This window comes from Pseudoxanthomonas sp. GM95 (assembly GCF_900109775.1).
In the GTDB taxonomy this organism is placed as follows: domain Bacteria; phylum Pseudomonadota; class Gammaproteobacteria; order Xanthomonadales; family Xanthomonadaceae; genus Pseudoxanthomonas_A.
Genome location: NZ_FOAX01000001.1, coordinates 700329 through 720595 on the forward strand (window position 1 = coordinate 700329; position 20267 = coordinate 720595).

The following is a 20267-nucleotide window of genomic DNA, read 5'->3' on the forward strand; positions in this document are numbered from 1 at the left end:
GGTTTGACCAACCAACCGGGGATGCGTGGAATGAAGGTGATCAAGTGGGGTGTCATGGCGGCGTGCCTGGGATTGGCGCTGTCGGCCGGTGCGGAGGAATCGGTCGACCTGGAGATGGTGGGCAAGATCCGCCAGGAAGCGTTCCACCGTTCGCAGGTGGCCGACACCCTGCAGCACCTGACCGAGCAGATCGGTCCGCGCCTGACCAATTCGCCCAACATGGCCAAGGCCAACGCCTGGACCAAGGGCAAGTTCACCGAGTGGGGCCTGGCCAACGTGCACGACGAGGCCTTCGCAGACTTCGGCCGCGGCTGGGAATTCAGCAGCGCCAGCCTGGAGCTGCTGGCCCCGCGCACCGCGCCACTGCACGCCGTGCCCAAGGCCTGGACGCCGGGCACCAACGGCCCGGTCGAAGGCGAGGCCATCGCGCTCACGCTCAAGACCAAGGCCGACCTGGACAAGTACAAGGGCAAGCTGCGCGGCAAGATCGTGCTGCTGAGCGAGGCGCGCGAATACAAGCCCGGCACCGAGCCGGCGTCCAAGCGCTATGACGAAGCCGGCCTCAACGACCTGCTCAACTTCTCGATGCCCGCCGCCGGCGGCGCCGAGGCCAAGGCCAAGCGCATCAAGGAATACCGCGAGCGCATCGAGCTGGTGAAGGCGACCAACGAATTCCTGGTCAGCGAAGGGGCCGCCGCAGCGCTGAGCATCAGCGGCTGGGACGACGGCATCCTGCGCGTGGGCGGCGGCGGTTCGCGCAAGGCCGGCGAATCGGTCGGCGTGCCCGAGCTGGTCGTGGCGGCCGAGCACTACAACCCGCTGCTGCGCGCGCTGGAGCGCAAGGAAACCGTGCGCCTGCGCCTCAACTCCGATGCACGCTTCACCACCCAGACCAACGACCCCGGCTACAACACCATCGCCGAGCTCAAGGGCAGCAGCAAGGCCGATGAAGTGGTGATGCTGGGCGCGCACATGGACTCGTGGCACGCCGGCACCGGCGCCTCGGACAACGGCGCGGGCGTGGCGGTGATGATGGAAGCCATGCGCATCCTCAAGGCCGTCGGCGCCAAGCCCAAGCGCACCATCCGCGTGGCGCTGTGGAGCGGCGAGGAGCAGGGTCTGATCGGCTCGACCGATTACGTTGCGCGTCACTTCGCCAGCTATCCCGAGCCGACCGATCCGGCGCAGAAGGAACTGCGACCGGAGCTGCGCGATCCCACCGGTCCGCTGCAGAAAACCAAGGACTACGGCAAGTTCTCCGCGTACTTCAACCTGGACAACGGCTCGGGCAAGATCCGCGGCATCTACGCCCAGGAAAACCAGGCGGCGATGCCGATCTTCAAGGCCTGGCTGGCGCCATTCAACGACCTGGGCGCGACCATCGTCACCAGCCGCAACACCGGCAGCACCGACCACATCCCGTTCGACCGCGTGGGCCTGCCGGGCTTCCAGTTCGTGCAGGATCGCCTGGACTACGGCACGCAGGTGCATCACAGCGACCTGGATACTTATGACCACGCGTCGCCGGATGATTTGAAGCAGGCGGCGGCGATCATCGCGGCGTTCGCCTACCAGGCGGCCATGCGGGAAGAGAAGCTGCCGCGGAAGGATGTGCTGCAGGATTGATTTCCTGCGTCTACGCAGGAGTCGTATGACTGAAAAGGGCCGGCTTTGCCGGCCCTTCTTAGTTTGGGTTTCAATTCATCTTAAAGATCAATTGCAGAGCTTTCGTGTCGCTTCGCGACCCGACCTACTTTCTTTGCTTGTGCAAAGAAAGCTAGGCAAAGAAACACACTCCGGGCGGCACGCTCGCTTCGCGAGTTCGCTACGCGACGAGGGATTTTTGGAAGGGACATCCCTGTCCCTTCCAAAAACGCCGCACATCCTTGTGCGCCGCCCTGCGGGTCTTTGCCTCGCCCCTTCGCCGTGCCTCACGGAGATCTGAAAGCGCGAGCAGGAGCGCGATCGCGCGCGGTTCCGCTTTTGCTCTGCTCTTGATCTTCAGCGCCTTCAAAGCGAGCCGAGCACCGCAGGCTGATCGGGCCGAAGAGGCGCCCTGTTTGAGCGAAGCGAGTTTGGGCGCCGTGCCCGATCAGACGAGGAGCACAGGGCACCGCCGCAACGCGGCGGCGAGTGTCAGGCGCTGGCGGTTTTGGCTACCTTTTGCCAAGACAAAAGTAGCTCGGGCGGCGAAGCCGCACGAAAGCCGTTGCTTTTGCTTGCAAGCCGATCAGCGATCAAACCAGCAGAAAGCATCACCCCAACAAACTGACCCCCGGCACCGGCCAAATCGCCAACGCCGCCAACCCACACCCGATCGCCGTCGCTGCCAGCACATCACTCGGATAGTGCAGCCCCAGCACCACGCGCGAAGTCGCCACGCATGCGGTGAACGGCAGCAGCAGCGGCGCCAGCGCGGGATAGTGCGCGAGCGCGACCAGGGTGAAAGCCACCGCGTGCAGCGTGTGGCCAGAGGGGAAGGAGAATTCGTCCAGCGGCGCAACCCAGGCCTGGATGCGCACGTCCGAGGCGAAGGGCCGCGGACGTCGCGTCCAACGCTTCAACCCTTTGTAGAGCAGCAGCGCGATCGCGCCGGTCGCTGCCAGATGCGCAGCCGCGGCCAGGCCGTGCCAGCCGTCGAACACGATCAACGCCGCCATCAGCACGTACCAGAACACGCCATCGCCCAGGCGGCTGATCACCGCGAAGAAGCGACGCACGTCGTGGCGACGGCCGAAACGGTTGGCGAACAGGCAGACGCCCGATTCGCGGGGCAGGTTCATCTCACGCGGGGACGGCATGGGCATGCTCCTTACGTTGACGGGCCAGGCGGGACAGCAGGACATCGAAATCGGCCGCGACCTGTGCCGGCTGCAGGGCCTGCACGGCCGCGTGCGCGGCGGCGCCCATCGCGCGGCGGCGCAGCGTGTTGCAGCCCAGGTCGACCACGGCTTCGACGAAGGCATCGTCGTGTTCGACCGCGGCGCCATGCAGCCCGGTGCGCAGGTGTTCGCGCGCAGCGCCGGAGTCGAACGCCACCGTGGCCAGGCCGCTGGCCATCGCCTCAAGCGTCACGTTGCCGAAGGTCTCGCTGCGGCTGGGGAACACGAACAGATCGGCGCTGGCGTAATGGCGTGTCAGGTCTTGGCCGCGCTGCATGCCGCAGAAGATGAAGTCCGGGTTGGCCGCCTGCAGTGCAGCGCGCTCCGGGCCATCGCCGACCCACACCATGCGTGCGTGCGGGCAACGCTGCTGCAGGGTGCGGAAGGCATTCACGGCCAGGCTAAGGTTCTTCTCGGCGGCGATGCGGCCTACCGACAACAGCACCGGCGTGTCTTCGCCTGCGTTCCACTGCGCGCGCAGTTCGGCATCGCGGAACTCGGGATGGAACTGGCTGGTATCCACCGCGCGCGCCAGGCGCTGGACCTTGGCGAAGCGCTGGTCCTCCAGCCACTGCGCCAGCTCGTGCGTCGGCACCAGGGTGGCATCGCCACCGTTGTGGAAGCGACGCATCCAGCGCAGCGCCACCGGTTGCAGCCACGGCATGCCGTAGTCACTCATGTAGTGGTCGAAGCGGGTGTGGAAACCGGTCGCCGCCGGGATGCCCATGCGCCGCGCCGCATGCAGCGCCGACCAGCCCAGCGGGCCTTCGGTGGCGACGTAGATCGCATCGGGCGTGAAGTGGCGGAAGTGCTCGCGCAGCGCCAGCGGTGCCGGCATGCCGAAGCGCAATCCCGGATAGCGCGGCAGGCCTGCGCCGCGCACCAGCAGGGTGTCGTGTCGTGCGGGAGCCTCGTCGTCGCTGGCCTGGCGCGGACGCACCACCGTGACTTCATGGCCGCGTTGGCGCAGGCCTTCTTCCAGGCCCTGGACGGTCAGGGCGACGCCGTTGATTTCAGGCGGATAGGTCTCGGTGACGATGGCATAGCGCATGGCGTTCTCCCACGTTTGCGATAGCGTGGGCGCCGGCCATGCAGCCGACATGTCATTGCGATGGCAGTTTGATGAAACCGGACGGGCAGGCGGCCGCGTCCGGGGCCTGCGTTCAGTTCAGGCGGCGGCCGTCGCGCAACACGGACAGTAGTGCATCGCGCGAGAGCGGATGCGAGAGGTGATAGCCCTGCGCTTCCTGCACGCCGAGCGCTTCCAGTGCTTCCAGCTCGCGCTGGGTTTCCACGCCCTCGGCCACCACGTGGCTGCCGGTCTGCCTGCTGAATCCGATCATCGCCGCCGCCAACGCCTTGCGCGGCGTGTCGGTGTCGATGTTGCGGGTCAGGCTGATATCCATCTTGATGATCTCTGGATGCAGCGTGAGGATGTGGCGCATGTTGGAGTAGCCGGCGCCGGCATCGTCCACCGCAAAGCGCACGCCGGCCGCGCGCAGGCGCTCCACGGTTTCCTGCAGCGGCAGGTAGTCGTCCACCAACGCGTGTTCGGTGATCTCCATGACGATGCGGTTGGCCTGCACCACGTCCAGGTATTCCAGGACATCGCTGTTGATCAGGGTCTGCGGCGAGACGTTGACCGACACGTAGAAATCCCCCGGCACGCCGCGCAGGCCATCCAGCGCGGTCAAAATGGCATTGAGTTCCAGGCGCATGCCCAGGCCAATCTCGTTGGCTTCGTTGAACCAGGCATCGGGCGGGCGGCGCGGATCCATGTCGAAGCGCGACAGGCACTCCAGGCCGATGATGCGCTGGTCGGCCAGGCGATAGATCGGCTGGTAGACGATCCGCGGCTGGCCCATCTCCAGCACGCTGCTGATGCGCTCGACCTTGGCGCCGTGGTCGCGCACGGCTTCCAAGTTGCCTTCCACCTGGTGCGCGAGCAGCTGGGCGAAGGCGCGCATCATGTGCAGGTCGCGCTCGTCCAGGCTCAGGTTGGGCTCGAAGCTGAAGCAGCAGAAGGTGCCGTACACGCGGCCATCGGTGAGCACGATCGGCACGCTCAGGTGCGCGCCGATCGGAATCGACGCCGTCTCGGGGATCTCGGCCGCAGCCGGGACGCGCGAGGTATCGGGAATCAGCTGCGGAATGCGGCCCTGGACCACGCGCTGGCAGTAGCCGGCGTCCATCGGCATGGTGTCGCCGGCCTTGAGCGCGATGCGGCCACCATCGTTGATGACCTGCCGGAACACGCGATCGCGCGTGCCGAATTCGCTGACAAACGACACGTCCATCTGCAGGTGGTCGTGCACCGCACGCAGGATCTGCTCGATGTTCTTGTCGATCGCCGACGAGGCGGTACCGACCTGGGTCATCACCCGCTGGATGAGTTCGTCTGAATTTCTTCGGATCATGGATGCCCCCCTGCGGCGCCGCCTGTTCCGTCAAGGACCTCGCCATGCACCAACAGGCCAGCTCCTCCTGTTCATTTGTTCACGACGTTAGCACCGGCGAAGGGACGACTTCGCCGGGTCAGCTTCACAGTGGTCAGTTCTGCTGTACACGGGCCGGCGAACGCGCGATGACCTGTGACGCAGTGCGCCCCTGTCAGGTGACGAACGGCTTGAACGCGATGCCAAGGCCCGGCAGGTCGTCCGCCTCGCCGATCAGGTCGGCGCGCAGCAGCGGGCGTGCATCGATCCAGTCCTTGTCCAGCACCAGGCGCAGCTCGGCGTCGGAGGCGCTGAGTTCGAGCGTGGGGATCGGCTCGACATCGTGGGCGCGATGCAGCAGCACGGCCAGGCGCAGCAGCGCGGCGATGCGCTTGGCGGCCGGGATGCGGCGATCGGGCAGCGCATCGAAGGCGGTCTTGGGAATGCCGCGGCGATGGGTGCGCACCAGCGCGGCCAGCAGCAGCTGCTCCTGGCGCGAGAAGCCGGCGATGTCCGAGTGTTCCAGCAGGTAGGCGCCGTGCACGTGGTACTGGCTGTGCGCGACGGTCAGGCCGATCTCGTGCAGGCGCGCGGCCCAGGACAGCACGTGCGCGTCGTCGCTCTCCAGATGCCAGGCCTCGGCGACCTGGTCGAACAGCCGCTGCGCGGTGGCCGCGACGCGTTCAGCCTGGGCCGGGTCCACGCCGTAGCGCTGCATCATGTTGGCGACGGACTGCTCGCGCGGATCGTCGCCGCCACGGCGGCCCAGCATGTCGTAGAGGATGCCTTCGCGCATGGCGGCTTTGCTCACCAGCAGTCGTTCGATGCCCAGCGCCTGGAAGGCGGCCTCCATCACCAGCACGCCGCCGGCAATGATCGGCTGGCGATCCTTGCTCAATCCGGGCAGGTCGATGTCTTCGATCTTCTCGGCCTGCAGCAGGCGCTCGCGGACCTGCGGCAGTGCATCGGCGGTGACAGAGCCCTTGGTGAGCTTCATCGCCGCGCAGATGTCGCCGATGGCCTTGGCCGTGCCGGACGAGCCGATCGCCTCCTGCCAGCCCAGCGCCCGGTACTGCTGGGCGAACTGCTGCAGCTCGGCGGTGATTTCGGTCAGTGCCGAGTTCCAGCGCTTCTTGGACAGCTTGCCGCCGGGGAAGAACCGCCGCGTGCTGGCGATGCAGCCGACCTGGATGCTCTCGCGCTCCAGCGTCTGCATGCCGCTGCCGATGATGAATTCGGTCGAGCCGCCGCCGATGTCGATCACCAGCCGGCGCGTGCCGGCCTTGGGCGGCTGCGCATGGGCCACGCCGAGATAGATCAGGCGCGCTTCCTCGCGGCCGGCAACCACTTCGATGCCGTGGCCCAGCGCGGCTTCGGCCGGCACCAGGAAGCTCTGCGGCAAGGCCAGCCGGCGCACCGTGTTGGTGGCCAGGGCACGCACCCGCGAATCGGGCAGGTCGCGGATGCGCTGGCCGAACCGCGACAGGCATTCGATGGCGCGCGCATGCGCTTCGGCCGAGAGGCCGCCGCGGGCGTCCAGGCCGTCGGCCATGCGCACGGTTTCGCGCAGGCGATCGATCACGCGCAGCTGGCCCATGGTGTAGCGGGCCACGATCATGTGGAAGCTGTTGGACCCCAGGTCCACGGCCGCCAGTTGATCGTTGTCCCGCAGCGGCAGGGAGTAGGTCTGGGGGAGGGCGAATGACATGGCGCGCAATGTTAGCCGATGGCGCATTCAGTGAATGTCAGCCATCGGCACCCAGGCGTGGGCAAGCTCAGACCTTGGCCAGCAGTGTGCCCTGGGCCGAATGCGCGGCCTCTTCCGGGCCGGGCGAGAGCTTGTGGTACACGCCTTCGGCATCCAGCTCCCAGGCATTGACGTTGTCGTCCAGGTAGTTCTGCAGGTGGTCGCGGAACACGCGGGCGGCCAGCTTTTCGTCCAGCACTGGGAAACAGGTTTCCACGCGATGCAGCAGGTTGCGCTCCAGCCAGTCGGCGCTGGCGCAATACAGCTCCGGGTCGCCGTCGTTGCCGAACCAGTACACGCGGCTGTGCTCCAGGAAGCGGCCGACGATCGAGCGCACGCGGATGTTCTCCGACACGCCGGGCACGCCCGGGCGCACGGTGCAGGCGCCGCGCACGATCAGGTCGATCTGCACGCCATCCTGCGAGGCCGCGTACAGCGCCCGGATCACGCGCGCCTCATTGATGGCGTTGACCTTGATGATGATCCGCGCCGGACGGCCGGCACGGGCGAAGCGCGCTTCGCGCTCGATCTTCTTGATCACGCCCGGGTGCAGGGTGAAGGGCGACTGCAGCAGGCACTTGAGCTTGGTGGTCGGGGCTAGGCCGGAGAGCTGCTGGAACAGCAGGTGCACGTCGTTGCCGATGTCCTGGTTGGCGGTGATCAGGCCCAGGTCGGTGTACACGCGGGCGGTGCCGGCGTGGTAGTTGCCGGTGCCCAGGTGCACGTAGCGGCGCAGCTTCTTGCCCTCGCGGCGCACGATCAGCAGCATCTTGGCGTGGGTCTTGAAGCCCACCACGCCGTACACCACCTGCACGCCGGCCGCCTGCAGGCGGTCGGCCTGGCCCAGGTTGGCTTCTTCGTCGAAGCGCGCGCGCAGTTCGACCACCACGGTGACGTCCTTGCCGTTGCGCGCGGCCAGCACCAGCGCATCGACGATCGCCGAGTCCTTGCCGGTGCGGTACAGCGTCTGCTTGATCGCCAGCACGTTGGGGTCGGTCGCGGCCTGCTTGAGCAGTTCCAGCACCGGGGTGAAGGCGTCGAAGGGATGGCTGAGCAGCACGTCGCCATCGGCCACCGTCTCGAACATCGTGTCGCCATCGCGCAGGGCGCGCGGGGTGAACGGCGGGTACTTCAGCTCCGGGCGCTGGACCAGGTCATAGACCTGGCTGACGCGGTTGAGGTTGACCGCGCCATCGATGCGATACACCGCATTGTCGGGCAGGTCGAAATTTTCCAGCAGCGTGGTAACGATCGGCTTGGGACAGTCCTGCGCGATCTCCAGGCGCACCGCCGGGCGATAGCCGCGGCCGGCCAGCTCGTCGCGCAACGCCAGGGCGAGGTTTTCCACTTCTTCCTCGTCCACCACCAGCTCAGAGTTGCGGGTCACGCGGAACTGGTAGGCGCCCTTGACCTCCATGCCCGGGAACAGATCATCGACGAAGGCCGACAGCACGCTGGACAGCAGCACGAAGTCGTTCTCGCCGCCGGACACGCGCTGGGGCAGGTGGATGATGCGTGACAGCGAACGCGGCGCGCGCACGATCGCCATGTGGCCGGCGCGACCGAACGCATCCTTGCCCTTCAGCACCACCACGATGTTGAGCGACTTGTTGAGGATCTTGGGGAACGGATGCGACGGATCCAGGCCCAGCGGCGAGAGCACCGGCATGATCTCGTTGCGGAAGTAGGCGCGCAGCCAGCGCTTCTGGCGCGCGTTCCACACTGTCTGGCTGAGCACGCGGACACCGGCGGCATCCATCGCCGGGCGCAGCACCTGGTTCCAGCATTTGTATTGCGCATCGACCAGCTCGGCGGCGCGGTCGTGGATGCGGTTGAGCACCTGCGAAGGCGTCATGCCATCGGGACTGGGCGGCAGGCCGAAATCCTGCGCGTGGCGCACGGTGGCGGTGCGGATCTCGAAGAATTCGTCGAGGTTGGTGCAGCTGATGCACAGGAAGCGCAGGCGCTCCAGTAGCGGCACCGACGGGTCCTGCGCCTGGGCCAGCACGCGGAAGTTGAAATCCAGCTGCGAGAGTTCGCGGTTGAAGTACAGCCCGCTGTCACGCAACGGATCGACGGCGTCGGGGGTCAGGTCAATGGCGGCGTTCATGCGATCTGGCTCTGCGGATACGGAAGGGCGGATTCGCGCGGATGGACGCGCGCGGGGCCGAAGTGGATCGAGAAGGTGCTGCCGTGGCCGACGGCGCTTTCGATCTCAAGTCGGGCCTGATGCAGGTTGAGCACGTGCTTGACGATGGACAGGCCAAGCCCGGTGCCACCGCTCTCGCGCGAGCGGCTGGTGGAGACGCGATAGAAGCGCTCGGTGATGCGCGGCAAATGGGCAGCAGGGATGCCGTAGCCGGTGTCGCGCACGCTGAGCATGGCGCCGTCGCCTTCGCGCACGAAGCTCACGGTGATCGTGCCGCCAACCGGTGTGTAGCGCACCGCGTTGCTGACCAGATTCGAGAACGCGCTGTGCAGCTCCTTGTTGGAGCCCCACAGGTCGATGTCGCCGCAGTCCTCGATCACGATGGTCTGGCGCTGGCGGCTCAATGCTTCGGCCTCGCGGCGCAGCGTGGCCAGCATCGAGCCCATCGCGATGGATTCGTCGGTGAGGCTGTCCTGCACCTCCAGACGCGAGAGCGTCAGCAGGTCTTCGACTAGCTGGGTCATGCGCGCGGACTGCTTCTGCATCTCGTCCAGGATCGGCTTCCACTCCGGGAATTCGTCCGCGTCCAGCATGTCCAGGTAGCCGTGGACCACGGTCAGCGGCGTGCGCAGTTCGTGCGAGACATTGGCGACGAAATCGCGGCGCATCTCTTCCAGCCGCAGCAGCTTGCTCACGTCGCGCGCGACCAGCAGCCAGTACTGGTCCGAGTACGGAATCAGGCGCAGGTTGAGGCGCAGGTCCGGGTTGATCGGCGAGACCGCATCGAGCATCGGCTCGGCATTGCGTCCGGCGCTGAGCCAGTGCGACATCGGCAGCGGCTGCAAGCGTTCGCCCACCGGCGCATTGAGGTCGATCGGATGGCGCAGGCCCAGCAGCGAGGTCGCGGCCTTGTTGAACCATTGCGCGCGCTGGGTGTTGCGATCGATCACCACCACCGCGTCGGGCAGGGCGGCCGCAGCGGCGCGATAGGCGCGCAGCATCGCCAGCAGCCGGCGCTTGCGGGTGCGCATGTCCATCTGGCCGCGATGCAGCAGGCGGTCCAGCTCGTTCCAGACGCCGTCGCCATCGGCCGGCTGCAGGCGCTCGCGTGCGGTCAGGCGGCGCAGGACCGCGCGCAGGCGCCAGAATTGCCACACCACTACGCATAGCGAGCCGATCGCCAGCACTTCCCAGAACGCACCTGCCAGCCAGCCGCCCACCGCGGCGATGACGAGCAGGGTGGCGAGGCGGAACAGGGTGCGGTTCCAGGCCGAGCGCAGGTGCTTGGGCATGAGGCGATTGTGTCAGAGCTGTTGCCGGCCAGCGTACGGCGTGGGCCGTGGCAGGCAGGCGGCGGAAAAACGACCGTCCCGCGACGCGCGCATGACATGCGTGCTGCGGGACGGAAGCGCGTGCAGGCGGTGCGAGGGGTTGATGACGCTCAGGTCGACACCGAGAACCGGTAACCCGAGCCGCGCACGGTCTGGACCATGTTGTCCACGTTGTGCGGCTCCAGCGTCTTGCGCAAGCGGCGGATATGCACGTCCACCGTGCGCTCTTCCACGTACACGCTGCCGCCCCATACGTGGTCCAGCAGCTGGGTGCGGCTGTAGACGCGCTCGGGGTGGGTCATGAAGAAATGCAGCAGGCGGTATTCGGTCGGGCCGATCGGCACCGGTGCGTCTTCGGCGAACACGCGATGCGCAGCACCGTCGATGCGCAGCGCACCCAGCGAGATGCTGCCGTCTTCTTCGTCTTCACGGGTGCGGCGCATGACCGCGCGGATGCGGGCCAGCAGTTCGCGCGAGGAAAAGGGCTTGACCACGTAATCGTCGACGCCCGCTTCCAGGCCGCCGACGCGGTCGTTCTCTTCGCCGCGGGCGGTGAGCATGATGATCGGCACTTCGCGGGTCAGGGCGTCCTTGCGCCAGCGGCGGGCCAGCTCCAGGCCGCTGGTGCCGGGCAGCATCCAGTCCAGCAGGATCAGGTCGGGCACCTTGTCGGCGATGGCGCCCTGGGCCTCGCGCGCGTCGCCGGCATGGACCGGCTCGAATTCACCCTTGCGCAGGGCGAAGGCAACCATGTCACGAATGGCGGGCTCGTCATCGACGATGAGGATGCGTTTCTGCACGGGTTTTGCGCCGGAAGATGGGAACGGCGACAGTAGACGACAATTTTGTGACTTGATTGTGACACTCGCCGAAAGGCGCGCCCAGCGCCTCAGCGATTGCCGTCCACGTCCGGGTCGCGCACCCCGGCATCGCGCAGTTCCAGCACTTCCGGGGTGATCGCGGTGATCCGTGCCTCGACCCGGGCACGGGCGTAGTAATCGAGGTTCTCGCGCTTTTTCAGGTTCTGGAGCTGGGTCAGGGCCTGTTCCGGCCGCCCGTTCAGATAAGCGGTCTGGGCGTAGGCTTCGCCGGCCTTGATGGTGTCGCCAGCCAGCTCGCAGGCGCGGGCGAAGGTGGCCTGGAACACCGGGTCGTCGCTGCTGGCATCCAATAACGGCTGCAGCACCGCGCGGGCTTGCTCGCCGCCGGATTTGTCGCCCTGGCCGTTGAGCACCTGGGCGTAGCTCAGCGCAATCGGCCGGCTGTTGGGCGTGGTCTTGAGCAGGTCGCGGAAGCGGGCCTTGGCATCGGCCATGTCGCCGATCTTGGACTGGGCTTCGGCCAGGGCGATGCCCAGCCACGGATTGGCCGGCAGCTCCTGCACCAGCTGGGCGAAGGCGGTGGCGGCCGCGGCGGGCTGGTTGTTGCGCAGCTGGGCCAGGGCCAGGCCGTAGCGCTGCGGCGCGGTGATCTCTCCGGTGCTGCGGCGGATGCTTTCGTACTCGCGGATAGCTTCGCCGGGCGTGTTGGCGCTGAGCACGCGCAGGCGTTCGCGCGCCCACGGAAACAAGCCGGTCGCACCGCTATCCAGGCCCGAGGCCGGTAGCGTCACCGCGAACGGCAGCAGCGGATTGGTGCTGCGTACGCCGGCGGCGTAGTTGCCTTCGCGCGGGCTGGATTCGGTGACCTTGCCGCCGGGCGTGGTCACGGTGGTGATGACGTTCTTCTCGCGCTTGAGCCGCTCGGCGCGGTCGTGCGCCTCGCTGATGCGCGAGGTGGTCACCGGATGGGTCTGCAGGTAATCGGGCGTGCGCTCGCGTTCGCCGCCGCGGTTGGCGCGCATCACCTGGTCCATGCGGTTGAAGAAGTCCGCCATCGCATCCGGGTCGTAGCCGGCGCGCTGCAGGGTGTAAATGCCGATCCGGTCGGCTTCGCTCTCGTTGGCGCGGGTGTAGTCGATCTGGCGCTGCTGCATCAGCCCCAGGCCGCTGACCAGCGCGGCCTGGGTCGCATCGCCGCTGGAACTGCCGCCGGCCGCCTGCGCCGCCACGATCGCGCCCAGGATGCCGAGCAGGATCGGCATCTGGTCGCGCTGGGCGCGCTCAACTCCGCGCAACACGTGCTGCTGGGTGACGTGCGCGATCTCGTGAGACAGCACCGCGGCCACTTCATCCTCGCGCTCGGCGGTCAGCACCAGACCAGAGTTGACCGCGATATAGCCGCCCAGCGTGGCGAAAGCGTTGATCTGGCGGTCGCGCAGCATGAAGAAAGTAAACGGCTGGCTCGGCCGGTCGCTGTTGGCGGCCAGGCGTTCGCCGACCTTGTCCAGCCAGTCGTCCACCAGTGGATCGTCCAGCAGATAGCCGTAGTTGCGCAGCTCGCGCAGGGTCATCGCGCCATACATCTGCTGGCGCGCGGGCGTGAGCAGTTCGCCGGCCGACGAACCGATATCGGGCAGGCGATCGACCTGGGCGCGGGCCAAGGGCGCGGCGACCAGCAGGGTCAAGGCGGCGGACAGTAGGGTCAGGCGCACGCAGGGCTTCCATCCGGGGCAGGGTGCATCGCGGCGCAGGATGGCCGGCACCGGCGCCGTTCGGGTGAATCCGTGGTTAATCCGCAGCGTTGCATGCCTAAGGCCTGGTTTGGGGCACTCATGCCACCATGATGCATTCAGACCATTCACCGTGCGGAGAATTCCCCATGAGCGCCCCCGAGATCACCATCTATTCCACCGCGGTGTGCCCGTACTGCGTGGCCGCCAAGAACTTCCTCAAGTCCAAGGGCCAGACCTGGACCGAAGTGCGCATCGATACCGACCCGGTCGAGCGCGAAAAGATGATGGCCAAGACCCGCCGCACCAGCGTGCCGCAGATCTTCATCGGCGAGACCCACGTCGGCGGCTACGACGACATGATGGCCCTGCATCGTGCCGGCGGGCTGGAACCGCTGCTGGCCGGGGGCGCGGCATGAGCCAGGCCGGCGAAACCGAGCAGGACCGCGTCGCGGCCTTCACCGAATTCCGCCAGCGCATGAACCAGCGGATCCTGGGCGAGCCCAACCAGGTCGTGCGCCGTTTCTTCGCACTGGATACGCAGACCTACCAGGCCGGCGCATTGGACGTGAAAACCAAGGAACTGCTGGGCCTGGTTGCCTCGATGGTGCTGCGCTGCGACGACTGCATCAGCTACCACGTGGCCCAGTGCAAGGAGGTCGGCGTGACCCGCGAGGAGTTCTTCGAGACCTTTTCGGTCGGCCTGGTGGTCGGCGGCTCGATCGTGATCCCGCACCTGCGCCGGGCGGTGGATTTCCTGGATCAGCTGGAAGGCGGCGCAGCCGCTCCGGCGGCCCATGACCACGGCTGATCCGCGCAGATCGGCCGGGCGCCAGGTATGCATTCGCAATACATACCTGAATGCGCGTACTTTATTTTGATAACAAAAAGGCTGCGGAATCCTGATTTTTCACTGGATTTCGCGGCTTTTAGCGTTTTCTGGTCGCTGAGGTCATTTGGGGGGATCTCGTCGGTTCGGGCATACTGGCCGCACGACATCTCCTTCGCGCCCGCCATCGCGGCGTGGCGCCCTCACGTTCGGAAACTCTCATGACGCAAACGATTACGGTCATCCGCGGCGACGGCATCGGCCCGGAAATCATGGACGCGACGCTGTTCGTCCTGGACGCCCTCAAGACCGGCCTGTCCTTCGAAGACGCCGACGCGGGCCTGGTCGCGCTGGAAAAGCACGGCGAGCTGCTGCCGGCGCAGACCCTGGAATCGATCAAGAAGAACAAGATCGCCCTGAAGAGCCCGCTGACCACGCCGGTCGGAGAGGGCTTCACCTCGATCAACGTGACCATGCGTCGCCACTTCGACCTGTACGCCAACGTGCGTCCGGCGATCTCTTTCCCGAATACCAAGTCGCGCTTCGGCAGCGGCGTCGACCTGATCACGGTCCGTGAGAATACCGAAGGCGCCTACCTGAGCGAAGGCCAGGAAGTGTCGGCCGACGGCGAGACCGCCGTGTCGATGACCCGCGTGACCCGCAAGGGCTCCGAGCGCATCGTGCGCTACGCCTTCGACCTGGCCCGCGCCACCGGCCGCAAGAAGGTCACCCTGGTCCACAAGGCCAACATCATCAAGTCGACCTCGGGCCTGTTCCTCAAAGTCGGCCGCGAAGTGGCCGCGCAGTACCCGGACATCGAGTGCAACGAGATGATCGTGGACAACGCCTGCATGCAGCTGGTGATGCGCCCGGAGCAGTTCGACATCATCGTGACCACCAACCTGTTCGGCGACATCCTCTCCGACCTGTGTGCCGGTCTGGTCGGCGGCCTGGGCCTGGCCCCGGGTGCGAACATCGGCACCGAAGCGGCGATCTTCGAGGCCGTCCACGGCTCGGCGCCGGACATCGCCGGGCAGGGCAAGGCCAATCCGTGTGCGCTGCTGCTCGCCGCCGCGCAGATGCTCGACCACATCGGCCAGCCCGAGAACGCCACGCGTCTGCGCAAGGCCATCGTGGCCACGCTGGAAGCCAAGGATTCGGTCACCCCGGACCTGGGCGGCACCGGCAACACGATGGGCTTTGCCAAGGCGATCGCCTCGCGCGTCTGATCGAGGCAAGCATCAGCTGAAAACAGGAAAGGCGCCGCAAGGCGCCTTTCTTATATCCGCTCCCGCGCGAGGCGGGAGGTGGTGGATCAGTTGCGCGACTGCAGCTTGGACAGCAGGCGCAGGAACTCGACGTACAGCCACACCAGCGTGACCATCAGGCCGAACGCGCCGTACCACTCCATGTATTTCGGCGCGCCCTGTTCGACGCCCGACTCGATGAAGTCGAAATCCAGGACCAGGTTCAGCGGGGCGATCACCACCACGAACAGGCTGAAGCCGATGCCGATCACGCCCGAGCCGTGGATGTAGGACACATTCATGCCGAACAGCTGCATGACCATCGTGACCAGATACACCAGCGCGATGCCGCCGGTGGCGGCGAACACGCCCAGCTTGAAGTTCTCGGTCGCCTTGATCAGGCCGCTGCGGTAGGCCATCAGCAGCGCGAACAGCGTGCCGAAGGTCAGCAGCACGGCCTAGAACACGATACCGTGGAATTTCAGCTCGTACATCGCCGAAATCGAGCCCAGGAAGAAGCCTTCCACCAGCGCGTACAGCGGCGCGGTGACTGGCGACCATTCCTTTTTGAAGGCGGTCACCAGCGCCAGGATCAGGCCGCCGATTGCGCCGCCCAGCATGTAGCCGATCACGCCGGCCGACGGCGCCAGCGTGCCGTTGGGCAGGGTGACGGTGGACTGGCTCCACGCGAACGCCGCGGTGATCAGGCTGAGCAGCAGGAGGAAGCCGGTCTTGTTGACCGTGCCGTTCAAGGTCATCGCGCCGCCGTCGCGGGTGACGACCGCGCCGGTGCCCAGGTCGAGGAACGTGGACTCTTTCAGAGCCGGGTTGCCGCTACGGATCATTGCGCCTCCTGGGCTGCCATCCATCCATGGATCGTTGATTTGGTGCGAAAGGGGGGACTCGAACCCCCACGGGGGTTACCCGCTGGAACCTAAATCCAGTGCGTCTACCAATTCCGCCACTTTCGCAAGGTCGCGCGCATTCTACCTGCGGGCCGGGCCCGCGGCGCCTGTCCATTGCGAAATTGTGCATCCCTGCGGAACTGCGGGCGCGGCGGCCAGTCGAACACAGTGCGCATGCTGTGACTGTGCGAGCGTGGGCCCAGGCTTTGGAGGCAGGCATGAACGTGCAAGGATCTGCGTCGTCAGAGGCGATGGTGGCTGAGTGCCTGATCGCGCGCGCCGAGATGACATGGCGCGACGCCTATCGGGACTTTCCGTGCTGCCGGGCCGGGGATGATTTCGAACATACCTACTGGCCGCGCATCCAGGTGATCTACGCATTGTTCCTGCGTTGGCCGCTGCTGACTGCCGATACGGCGCTGGCGCTGTACCTGGACTCGGCCGCCGTCGCCGAGAGTGACAAGATCGCCATCCAGCACCGCGTGCTGTTCGGGCGGGTGTGGGCGCAGCTGCTGCGCGAAACCCGCAACAGGTCGCTGCGGCCGGTTTGAGGAGCAGTTTGTTGGGACGGGCCGCAGGGAAACACTCGCGGATCTACGCTGGACCTCGTCGGGCATCTGTCGGATAAGGTGCCGAGTCATTCTCGTTGCGGGTTGCCTTCATGCGGGTTCTGCAGTGTTTTCTCGGCGTCGCGGTCGGCATGGTGCTGGTGTATGTCCCGGCTGGCCTGGGTCACGAACTTCAGATCGAGCGCAACGACCGTCAATACACGGTCACGGGCGGCACGATCGAGCAGTTGCGCGCTGACCTGGATGCCAAGGGTGTTACCGACGATGCGGGTCAGTTCTACAACGGCACGGCGACGACTGGCCTGGGCTACACCTATCGCTTTCGCGAGCAGGCCGGGAGCTGTGGTGTCGCCGATGTCCGCGTCCTGCTGCAGGTGTTGCTGACGACGCCTGTCTGGCGGGAGCGATGGAAGGCACCGTCCGCGCTGGCGACCACCTGGGATCGCTACCTGTCTGCGCTGCAGACGCACGAAGACGGGCATATCAGCATTGCCCGCCAGGCTGCTGATCGCCTGGGGACGCAGGTGGAGGGGCTGTCCGCGCCAAGTTGTCCTGCGCTGGAGGCGCGCGCAAAGTCGCTGCGCGATGAGGCGATGGATGCATTGAAGCGAGCGCACGCCGATTACGATCGATCGACGCAGCACGGGCGCACGCAGGGTGCAGTGCTTTGAGCCCGGATTCGCATTGCATTGCGGAGCGATAAACGCACAAAGAAAAAAGCACCTGGATGTGCGTCCAAGTGCTTCTTTCTTCTTATTGGTGGGCCGTCAAGGATTCGAACCTTGGACCTATTGATTAAGAGTCAACTGCTCTACCAACTGAGCTAACGGCCCCGAAAACTGGTCGCGCAGTATACGCGATGAATTCGGATCTGCAACACCCTTGCGGGGAGAAATCCTGCGGAAGTGGGGTGGCTGAGGGGACTCGAACCCCCGACATCTGGAATCACAATCCAGTACTCTAACCAACTGAGCTACAGCCACCACATGTACCGCATTACCACGCCTGTCCAGTCGCCGATGGAATGGCGCGCCCGACAGGAATCGAACCTGTAACCGCCGGCTTAGAAGGCCGGTGCTCTATCCAGTTGAGCTACGGGCGCCCGGCTGGAATTGCACCCGGACTTGTTTTGCATGGCCCACTGGCTTGGATGGTCGGGGTAGAGGGATTCGAACTCTCGACATCCTGCTCCCAAAGCAGGCGCGCTACCAGGCTGCGCTATACCCCGGAAACACTCAAGCGGGCCGGCAACTTGCCGGTCCTTGCCAGCGACGGGTCGCCGGAAAGGACGCGTATTGTCTGGATCGAAAGCGCACCTGTCAACGAAAACCGTAGCTTCAGTGGTCAAACCGCGTTTGATCAGCGAAACTAGCGCGTTCGGCAAGGGTGAAAGTGCTCATTGGGCACTCCGCACGCAAGCCAATCCCTTTCTCAACGATGACCCGTGGCCTTCGAAGCTACGGTTGCAGGAGCCAGTGACATGACCGTTTCCGTCGAATCGACCGGCAGCCTTGGGCGCCGCATGAGTTTCACTCTGCCGGCCGAGCGCCTGGACACCCATATCGGTGGCCGCCTGCGCGAGCTCAGCCGCACCGTGCGCATCAAGGGTTTCCGCCCGGGCAAGGTGCCGCCGAAGGTGATCGAGCAGCGTTTCGGCAAGCAGGTCCGCGCCGAAGCCCTCGATGGCCTGCTGCGCGAGACCTTTGATTCGGCCGTGCGCGATCAGTCGCTGCAGCTGGCCGGCAACCCGCGCCTGGAGCCGGCGGGCGAGGGCGAGCTGGAGTGGGTCGCCACCTTTGAAGTGGTGCCGGACTTCGGCGACATCGACGTGGCCAAGCTCAGCGTCATCCGCCACACCTCGGAAGTGACCGACGCCGATATCGACCAGATGATCGAAAACCTGCGTCTGCAGCGCCGCACCTTCCAGCCGGTCGAGCGCGCCGCCGCCGAAGGCGATCGCGTGGCCCTGGAAACCTGGTCGCAGGCCGGTGACGAGCGCCTGCCCACCGAAGGCGTCGAGACCGGTGCCACCCTGATCGGTTCGGGCGTGATGTTCGCCGACATCGAGCAGGCCCTGGTCGGCATGGCCAAGGGCGACGAAAAGGAAATCACGGTCAACTTCCCGGCCGCCTGGCGCGTGCCGCAGCTGGCCGGCAAGAGCGTCCAGGTGCACCTGAAGGTCACCGACGTCTCCGAATCGGTGCTGCCGCCGGTGGACAAGGAGTTCATCAAGAGCTTCGGCGTCAAGGCCGGCGACGAGACCCAGTTCCGCGCCGACATCCGCACCAACCTGGAGCGCGAGCTCAAGGGCGCGCTGGCCAACCGCCTGCGTCGCGAAGTGGGCGAGCAGCTGATCGCCGCCTACGCCTCGGTCGAGATGCCCGAGCGCCTGGTCGAAAACGAAGCCCGCGCCATGCTGGGCCAGCAGGTCGAGCAGGCCCGCCGCCAGGGCCAGAACGTGCAGCCGCCGGAAGGCGCGCACGAAGGGTTCATGGACGCGGCGCGCAAGCGCGTGCTGGTCGGCCTGCTGGTCGGCGAAGTCGCCCGCCGCAACGACCTGCGCCTGGACCCCAAGCGCGTGCAGGAAACCATGCGCCTGATCGCCTCGACCTACGAAGAGCCCGAGCAGGTCATTGAGTTGTACCGCAACGATCCCCAGATGATGTCCGGGCTGCAGTCCCGCGTGATGGAAGAGCAGGTGATCGACTGGATCGCCGAGCGCGCCCAGCACACCGAGCAGGCACTGTCGTTCCAGGACGCCATCCGGCAGTAACGGCGCCTGGTTTCGCCGAAGGTCCGGCCCCGCAAGGAGGGCCGGGCCGGTTCAATGAGGCGGGATCGGAGCCATTCCACGCACTTCGGTGCAGATCCAACAATGAAAGGTGCCTCACCCCATGGATAACCTGACCAAGGCCTTGAATCTCGTGCCGATGGTGGTCGAGCAGACCAGCCGCGGCGAACGCGCCTACGACATCTATTCGCGCCTGTTGAAGGAGCGGGTGATCTTCCTGGTGGGCGGCGTGGACGACCATGTGGCCAACGTCATCGTGGCGCAGATGCTGTTCCTCGAAGCGGAAAACCCCGAGAAGGACATCAGCCTCTACATCAACTCGCCCGGCGGCGTGGTGACGGCCGGCATGGCCATCTACGACACCATGCAGTACATCAAGCCGGACGTGAGCACGATCTGCCTGGGCCAGGCCGCCAGCATGGGCGCGCTGCTGCTGACTGCCGGTGCCGCCGGCAAACGCTATGCGCTGCCCAACTCGCGCGTGATGATCCACCAGCCGCTGGGCGGCTTCCAGGGCCAGGCCACGGACATCGACATCCATGCCCGTGAAATCCTGACCCTGCGCCACAAGCTCAACGAGATCATGGCCAAGCACACCGGCCAGTCGCTGGAGACCGTGGCCCGCGACACCGAGCGCGACAACTTCAAGAGTGCCTACGACGCCAAGGCCTATGGCCTGGTCGATGAGGTCCTGGAGCGTCGCCCGGACGAGCTGATCCAGTCCGCCTGAACAGGGTTGCTTCCCGCGCCCTGACCGGGTACCTGCGCGCCGGCCGGCAACGTGCCGGCGCGCGGTGTTTCCGGCGCTGGCAGGCCGGCTTTTCCTCTTCG

16 protein-coding genes, 5 tRNA genes and 1 pseudogene are annotated in these 20267 nt (G+C 66.2%); 8 read left to right on the forward strand and 14 right to left on the reverse strand.

Going from position 1 to position 20267, the window contains the following annotated elements; translation table 11 throughout:
- Nucleotides 1-30: 30 nt before the first annotated feature.
- Nucleotides 31-1626: a M20/M25/M40 family metallo-hydrolase gene (locus BMZ17_RS03280; RefSeq protein ID WP_254775171.1), complete on the forward strand. Its 1596-nt coding sequence runs from the start codon at nt 31-33 to the stop codon at nt 1624-1626.
- A gap of 629 nt (nt 1627-2255) precedes the next feature.
- Here BMZ17_RS03280 and BMZ17_RS03285 read toward each other — a convergent pair.
- The 8 genes from BMZ17_RS03285 to BMZ17_RS03320 all read right to left on the reverse strand — a co-directional run bounded on the left by BMZ17_RS03285 (nt 2256) and on the right by BMZ17_RS03320 (nt 13077).
- On the reverse strand, nt 2256-2801 hold the full coding sequence (locus BMZ17_RS03285) for a phosphatase PAP2 family protein (RefSeq protein WP_093135679.1): 546 nt from the start codon (nt 2799-2801) through the stop codon (nt 2256-2258).
- Nucleotides 2785-3933, reverse strand: coding sequence for a glycosyltransferase family 4 protein (locus tag BMZ17_RS03290; RefSeq protein WP_093135683.1), 1149 nt, complete (start codon nt 3931-3933; stop codon nt 2785-2787). The genes BMZ17_RS03285 and BMZ17_RS03290 overlap by 17 nt, the downstream gene beginning before the upstream one ends.
- 112 nt (nt 3934-4045) lie before the next feature.
- On the reverse strand, nt 4046-5299 hold the full coding sequence (locus BMZ17_RS03295) for a sensor domain-containing phosphodiesterase (protein WP_093135688.1): 1254 nt from the start codon (nt 5297-5299) through the stop codon (nt 4046-4048).
- A gap of 193 nt (nt 5300-5492) precedes the next feature.
- On the reverse strand, nt 5493-7025 hold the full coding sequence (gene ppx / locus BMZ17_RS03300; RefSeq protein ID WP_093135693.1) for an exopolyphosphatase: 1533 nt from the start codon (nt 7023-7025) through the stop codon (nt 5493-5495).
- A gap of 67 nt (nt 7026-7092) precedes the next feature.
- A complete protein-coding gene (ppk1, locus tag BMZ17_RS03305; protein WP_093135697.1) occupies nt 7093-9174 on the reverse strand; it encodes a polyphosphate kinase 1 in 2082 nt (693 codons plus the stop codon).
- Complete coding sequence (phoR, locus tag BMZ17_RS03310) at nt 9171-10505, reverse strand: phosphate regulon sensor histidine kinase PhoR (protein WP_093135701.1); 1335 nt, start codon at nt 10503-10505, stop codon at nt 9171-9173. The genes ppk1 and phoR overlap by 4 nt, the downstream gene beginning before the upstream one ends.
- Nucleotides 10506-10654: 149 nt before the next feature.
- The gene (gene phoB / locus BMZ17_RS03315; protein WP_093135705.1) at nt 10655-11344 is read right to left on the reverse strand and encodes a phosphate regulon transcriptional regulator PhoB; all 690 of its coding nucleotides are present in this window, start codon (nt 11342-11344) and stop codon (nt 10655-10657) included.
- A gap of 89 nt (nt 11345-11433) precedes the next feature.
- On the reverse strand, nt 11434-13077 hold the full coding sequence (locus BMZ17_RS03320) for a M48 family metalloprotease (protein WP_093135709.1): 1644 nt from the start codon (nt 13075-13077) through the stop codon (nt 11434-11436).
- 131 nt (nt 13078-13208) lie between these two features.
- On the opposite strand from BMZ17_RS03320, the gene grxC reads away from it, so the two are divergent.
- From grxC to BMZ17_RS03335, 3 genes are all read left to right on the forward strand, one after another.
- Nucleotides 13209-13514 (forward strand): glutaredoxin 3, encoded by a 306-nt coding sequence (gene grxC, locus BMZ17_RS03325; protein ID WP_093138016.1) that lies wholly within the window; start codon nt 13209-13211, stop codon nt 13512-13514.
- Nucleotides 13511-13906, forward strand: a complete 396-nt coding sequence (locus BMZ17_RS03330; protein ID WP_093135713.1) for a carboxymuconolactone decarboxylase family protein — start codon at nt 13511-13513, stop codon at nt 13904-13906. Before grxC ends, BMZ17_RS03330 begins: the two co-directional genes overlap by 4 nt.
- 239 nt (nt 13907-14145) lie before the next feature.
- On the forward strand, nt 14146-15153 hold the full coding sequence (locus BMZ17_RS03335; RefSeq protein WP_093135718.1) for an isocitrate dehydrogenase: 1008 nt from the start codon (nt 14146-14148) through the stop codon (nt 15151-15153).
- A gap of 86 nt (nt 15154-15239) precedes the next feature.
- Here BMZ17_RS03335 and BMZ17_RS03340 read toward each other — a convergent pair.
- Together BMZ17_RS03340 and BMZ17_RS03345 are read right to left on the reverse strand one after the other, a co-directional pair.
- Nucleotides 15240-16013: pseudogene (locus BMZ17_RS03340) on the reverse strand (Bax inhibitor-1/YccA family protein).
- A 43-nt stretch (nt 16014-16056) separates the two neighbouring features.
- A tRNA-Leu gene (locus tag BMZ17_RS03345) sits at nt 16057-16142 on the reverse strand.
- Nucleotides 16143-16294: 152 nt separating this feature from the next.
- Here BMZ17_RS03345 and BMZ17_RS03350 point away from each other — a divergent pair.
- Together BMZ17_RS03350 and BMZ17_RS03355 are read left to right on the forward strand one after the other, a co-directional pair.
- Entirely contained in the window at nt 16295-16627 is a 333-nt protein-coding gene (locus tag BMZ17_RS03350; RefSeq protein ID WP_139202783.1) for a hypothetical protein, read from the forward strand.
- A gap of 110 nt (nt 16628-16737) precedes the next feature.
- Nucleotides 16738-17316 carry a DUF922 domain-containing protein gene (locus BMZ17_RS03355; RefSeq protein WP_093135729.1) on the forward strand — a complete coding sequence of 193 codons (579 nt, stop codon included), beginning with the start codon at nt 16738-16740 and terminating at the stop codon, nt 17314-17316.
- Between the two features lie 86 nt (nt 17317-17402).
- On the opposite strand, the gene BMZ17_RS03360 is transcribed toward BMZ17_RS03355, so the two are convergent.
- The 4 genes from BMZ17_RS03360 to BMZ17_RS03375 all read right to left on the reverse strand — a co-directional run bounded on the left by BMZ17_RS03360 (nt 17403) and on the right by BMZ17_RS03375 (nt 17873).
- Nucleotides 17403-17478 (reverse strand) — tRNA-Lys (locus BMZ17_RS03360).
- Between the two features lie 73 nt (nt 17479-17551).
- A tRNA-His gene (locus tag BMZ17_RS03365) sits at nt 17552-17628 on the reverse strand.
- A gap of 42 nt (nt 17629-17670) precedes the next feature.
- Nucleotides 17671-17747: transfer RNA gene (locus tag BMZ17_RS03370), tRNA-Arg, on the reverse strand.
- 49 nt (nt 17748-17796) lie between these two features.
- Nucleotides 17797-17873, reverse strand: a tRNA-Pro gene (locus tag BMZ17_RS03375).
- A gap of 252 nt (nt 17874-18125) precedes the next feature.
- Between BMZ17_RS03375 and tig the strand changes: the two genes are divergently transcribed.
- Both tig and clpP read left to right on the forward strand, forming a co-directional pair.
- The gene (gene tig, locus BMZ17_RS03380) at nt 18126-19418 is read left to right on the forward strand and encodes a trigger factor (protein WP_093135734.1); all 1293 of its coding nucleotides are present in this window, start codon (nt 18126-18128) and stop codon (nt 19416-19418) included.
- 121 nt (nt 19419-19539) lie between these two features.
- Nucleotides 19540-20166 (forward strand): ATP-dependent Clp endopeptidase proteolytic subunit ClpP, encoded by a 627-nt coding sequence (gene clpP / locus BMZ17_RS03385; RefSeq protein WP_093135739.1) that lies wholly within the window; start codon nt 19540-19542, stop codon nt 20164-20166.
- Nucleotides 20167-20267 lie beyond the last annotated feature (101 nt).

What these genes read in the sequence shown, in the direction of transcription:
- BMZ17_RS03335 (WP_093135718.1), top strand. Translation starts at nt 14,146, where the DNA reads ATGACGCAAACGATTACGGTCATCCGCGGCGACGGCATCGGCCCGGAA.
- ppx (WP_093135693.1), bottom strand. Translation starts at nt 7,025, where the DNA reads ATGTCATTCGCCCTCCCCCAGACCTACTCCCTGCCGCTGCGGGACAAC.
- BMZ17_RS03355 (WP_093135729.1), top strand. Translation starts at nt 16,738, where the DNA reads ATGCGGGTTCTGCAGTGTTTTCTCGGCGTCGCGGTCGGCATGGTGCTG.
- BMZ17_RS03330 (WP_093135713.1), top strand. Translation starts at nt 13,511, where the DNA reads ATGAGCCAGGCCGGCGAAACCGAGCAGGACCGCGTCGCGGCCTTCACC.
- grxC (WP_093138016.1), top strand. Translation starts at nt 13,209, where the DNA reads ATGCATTCAGACCATTCACCGTGCGGAGAATTCCCCATGAGCGCCCCC.
- BMZ17_RS03285 (WP_093135679.1), bottom strand. Translation starts at nt 2,801, where the DNA reads ATGCCGTCCCCGCGTGAGATGAACCTGCCCCGCGAATCGGGCGTCTGC.
- BMZ17_RS03295 (WP_093135688.1), bottom strand. Translation starts at nt 5,299, where the DNA reads ATGATCCGAAGAAATTCAGACGAACTCATCCAGCGGGTGATGACCCAG.
- BMZ17_RS03280 (WP_254775171.1), top strand. Translation starts at nt 31, where the DNA reads ATGAAGGTGATCAAGTGGGGTGTCATGGCGGCGTGCCTGGGATTGGCG.
- phoR (WP_093135701.1), bottom strand. Translation starts at nt 10,505, where the DNA reads ATGCCCAAGCACCTGCGCTCGGCCTGGAACCGCACCCTGTTCCGCCTC.
- ppk1 (WP_093135697.1), bottom strand. Translation starts at nt 9,174, where the DNA reads ATGAACGCCGCCATTGACCTGACCCCCGACGCCGTCGATCCGTTGCGT.
- tig (WP_093135734.1), top strand. Translation starts at nt 18,126, where the DNA reads ATGACCGTTTCCGTCGAATCGACCGGCAGCCTTGGGCGCCGCATGAGT.
- clpP (WP_093135739.1), top strand. Translation starts at nt 19,540, where the DNA reads ATGGATAACCTGACCAAGGCCTTGAATCTCGTGCCGATGGTGGTCGAG.
- BMZ17_RS03290 (WP_093135683.1), bottom strand. Translation starts at nt 3,933, where the DNA reads ATGCGCTATGCCATCGTCACCGAGACCTATCCGCCTGAAATCAACGGC.
- BMZ17_RS03350 (WP_139202783.1), top strand. Translation starts at nt 16,295, where the DNA reads ATGAACGTGCAAGGATCTGCGTCGTCAGAGGCGATGGTGGCTGAGTGC.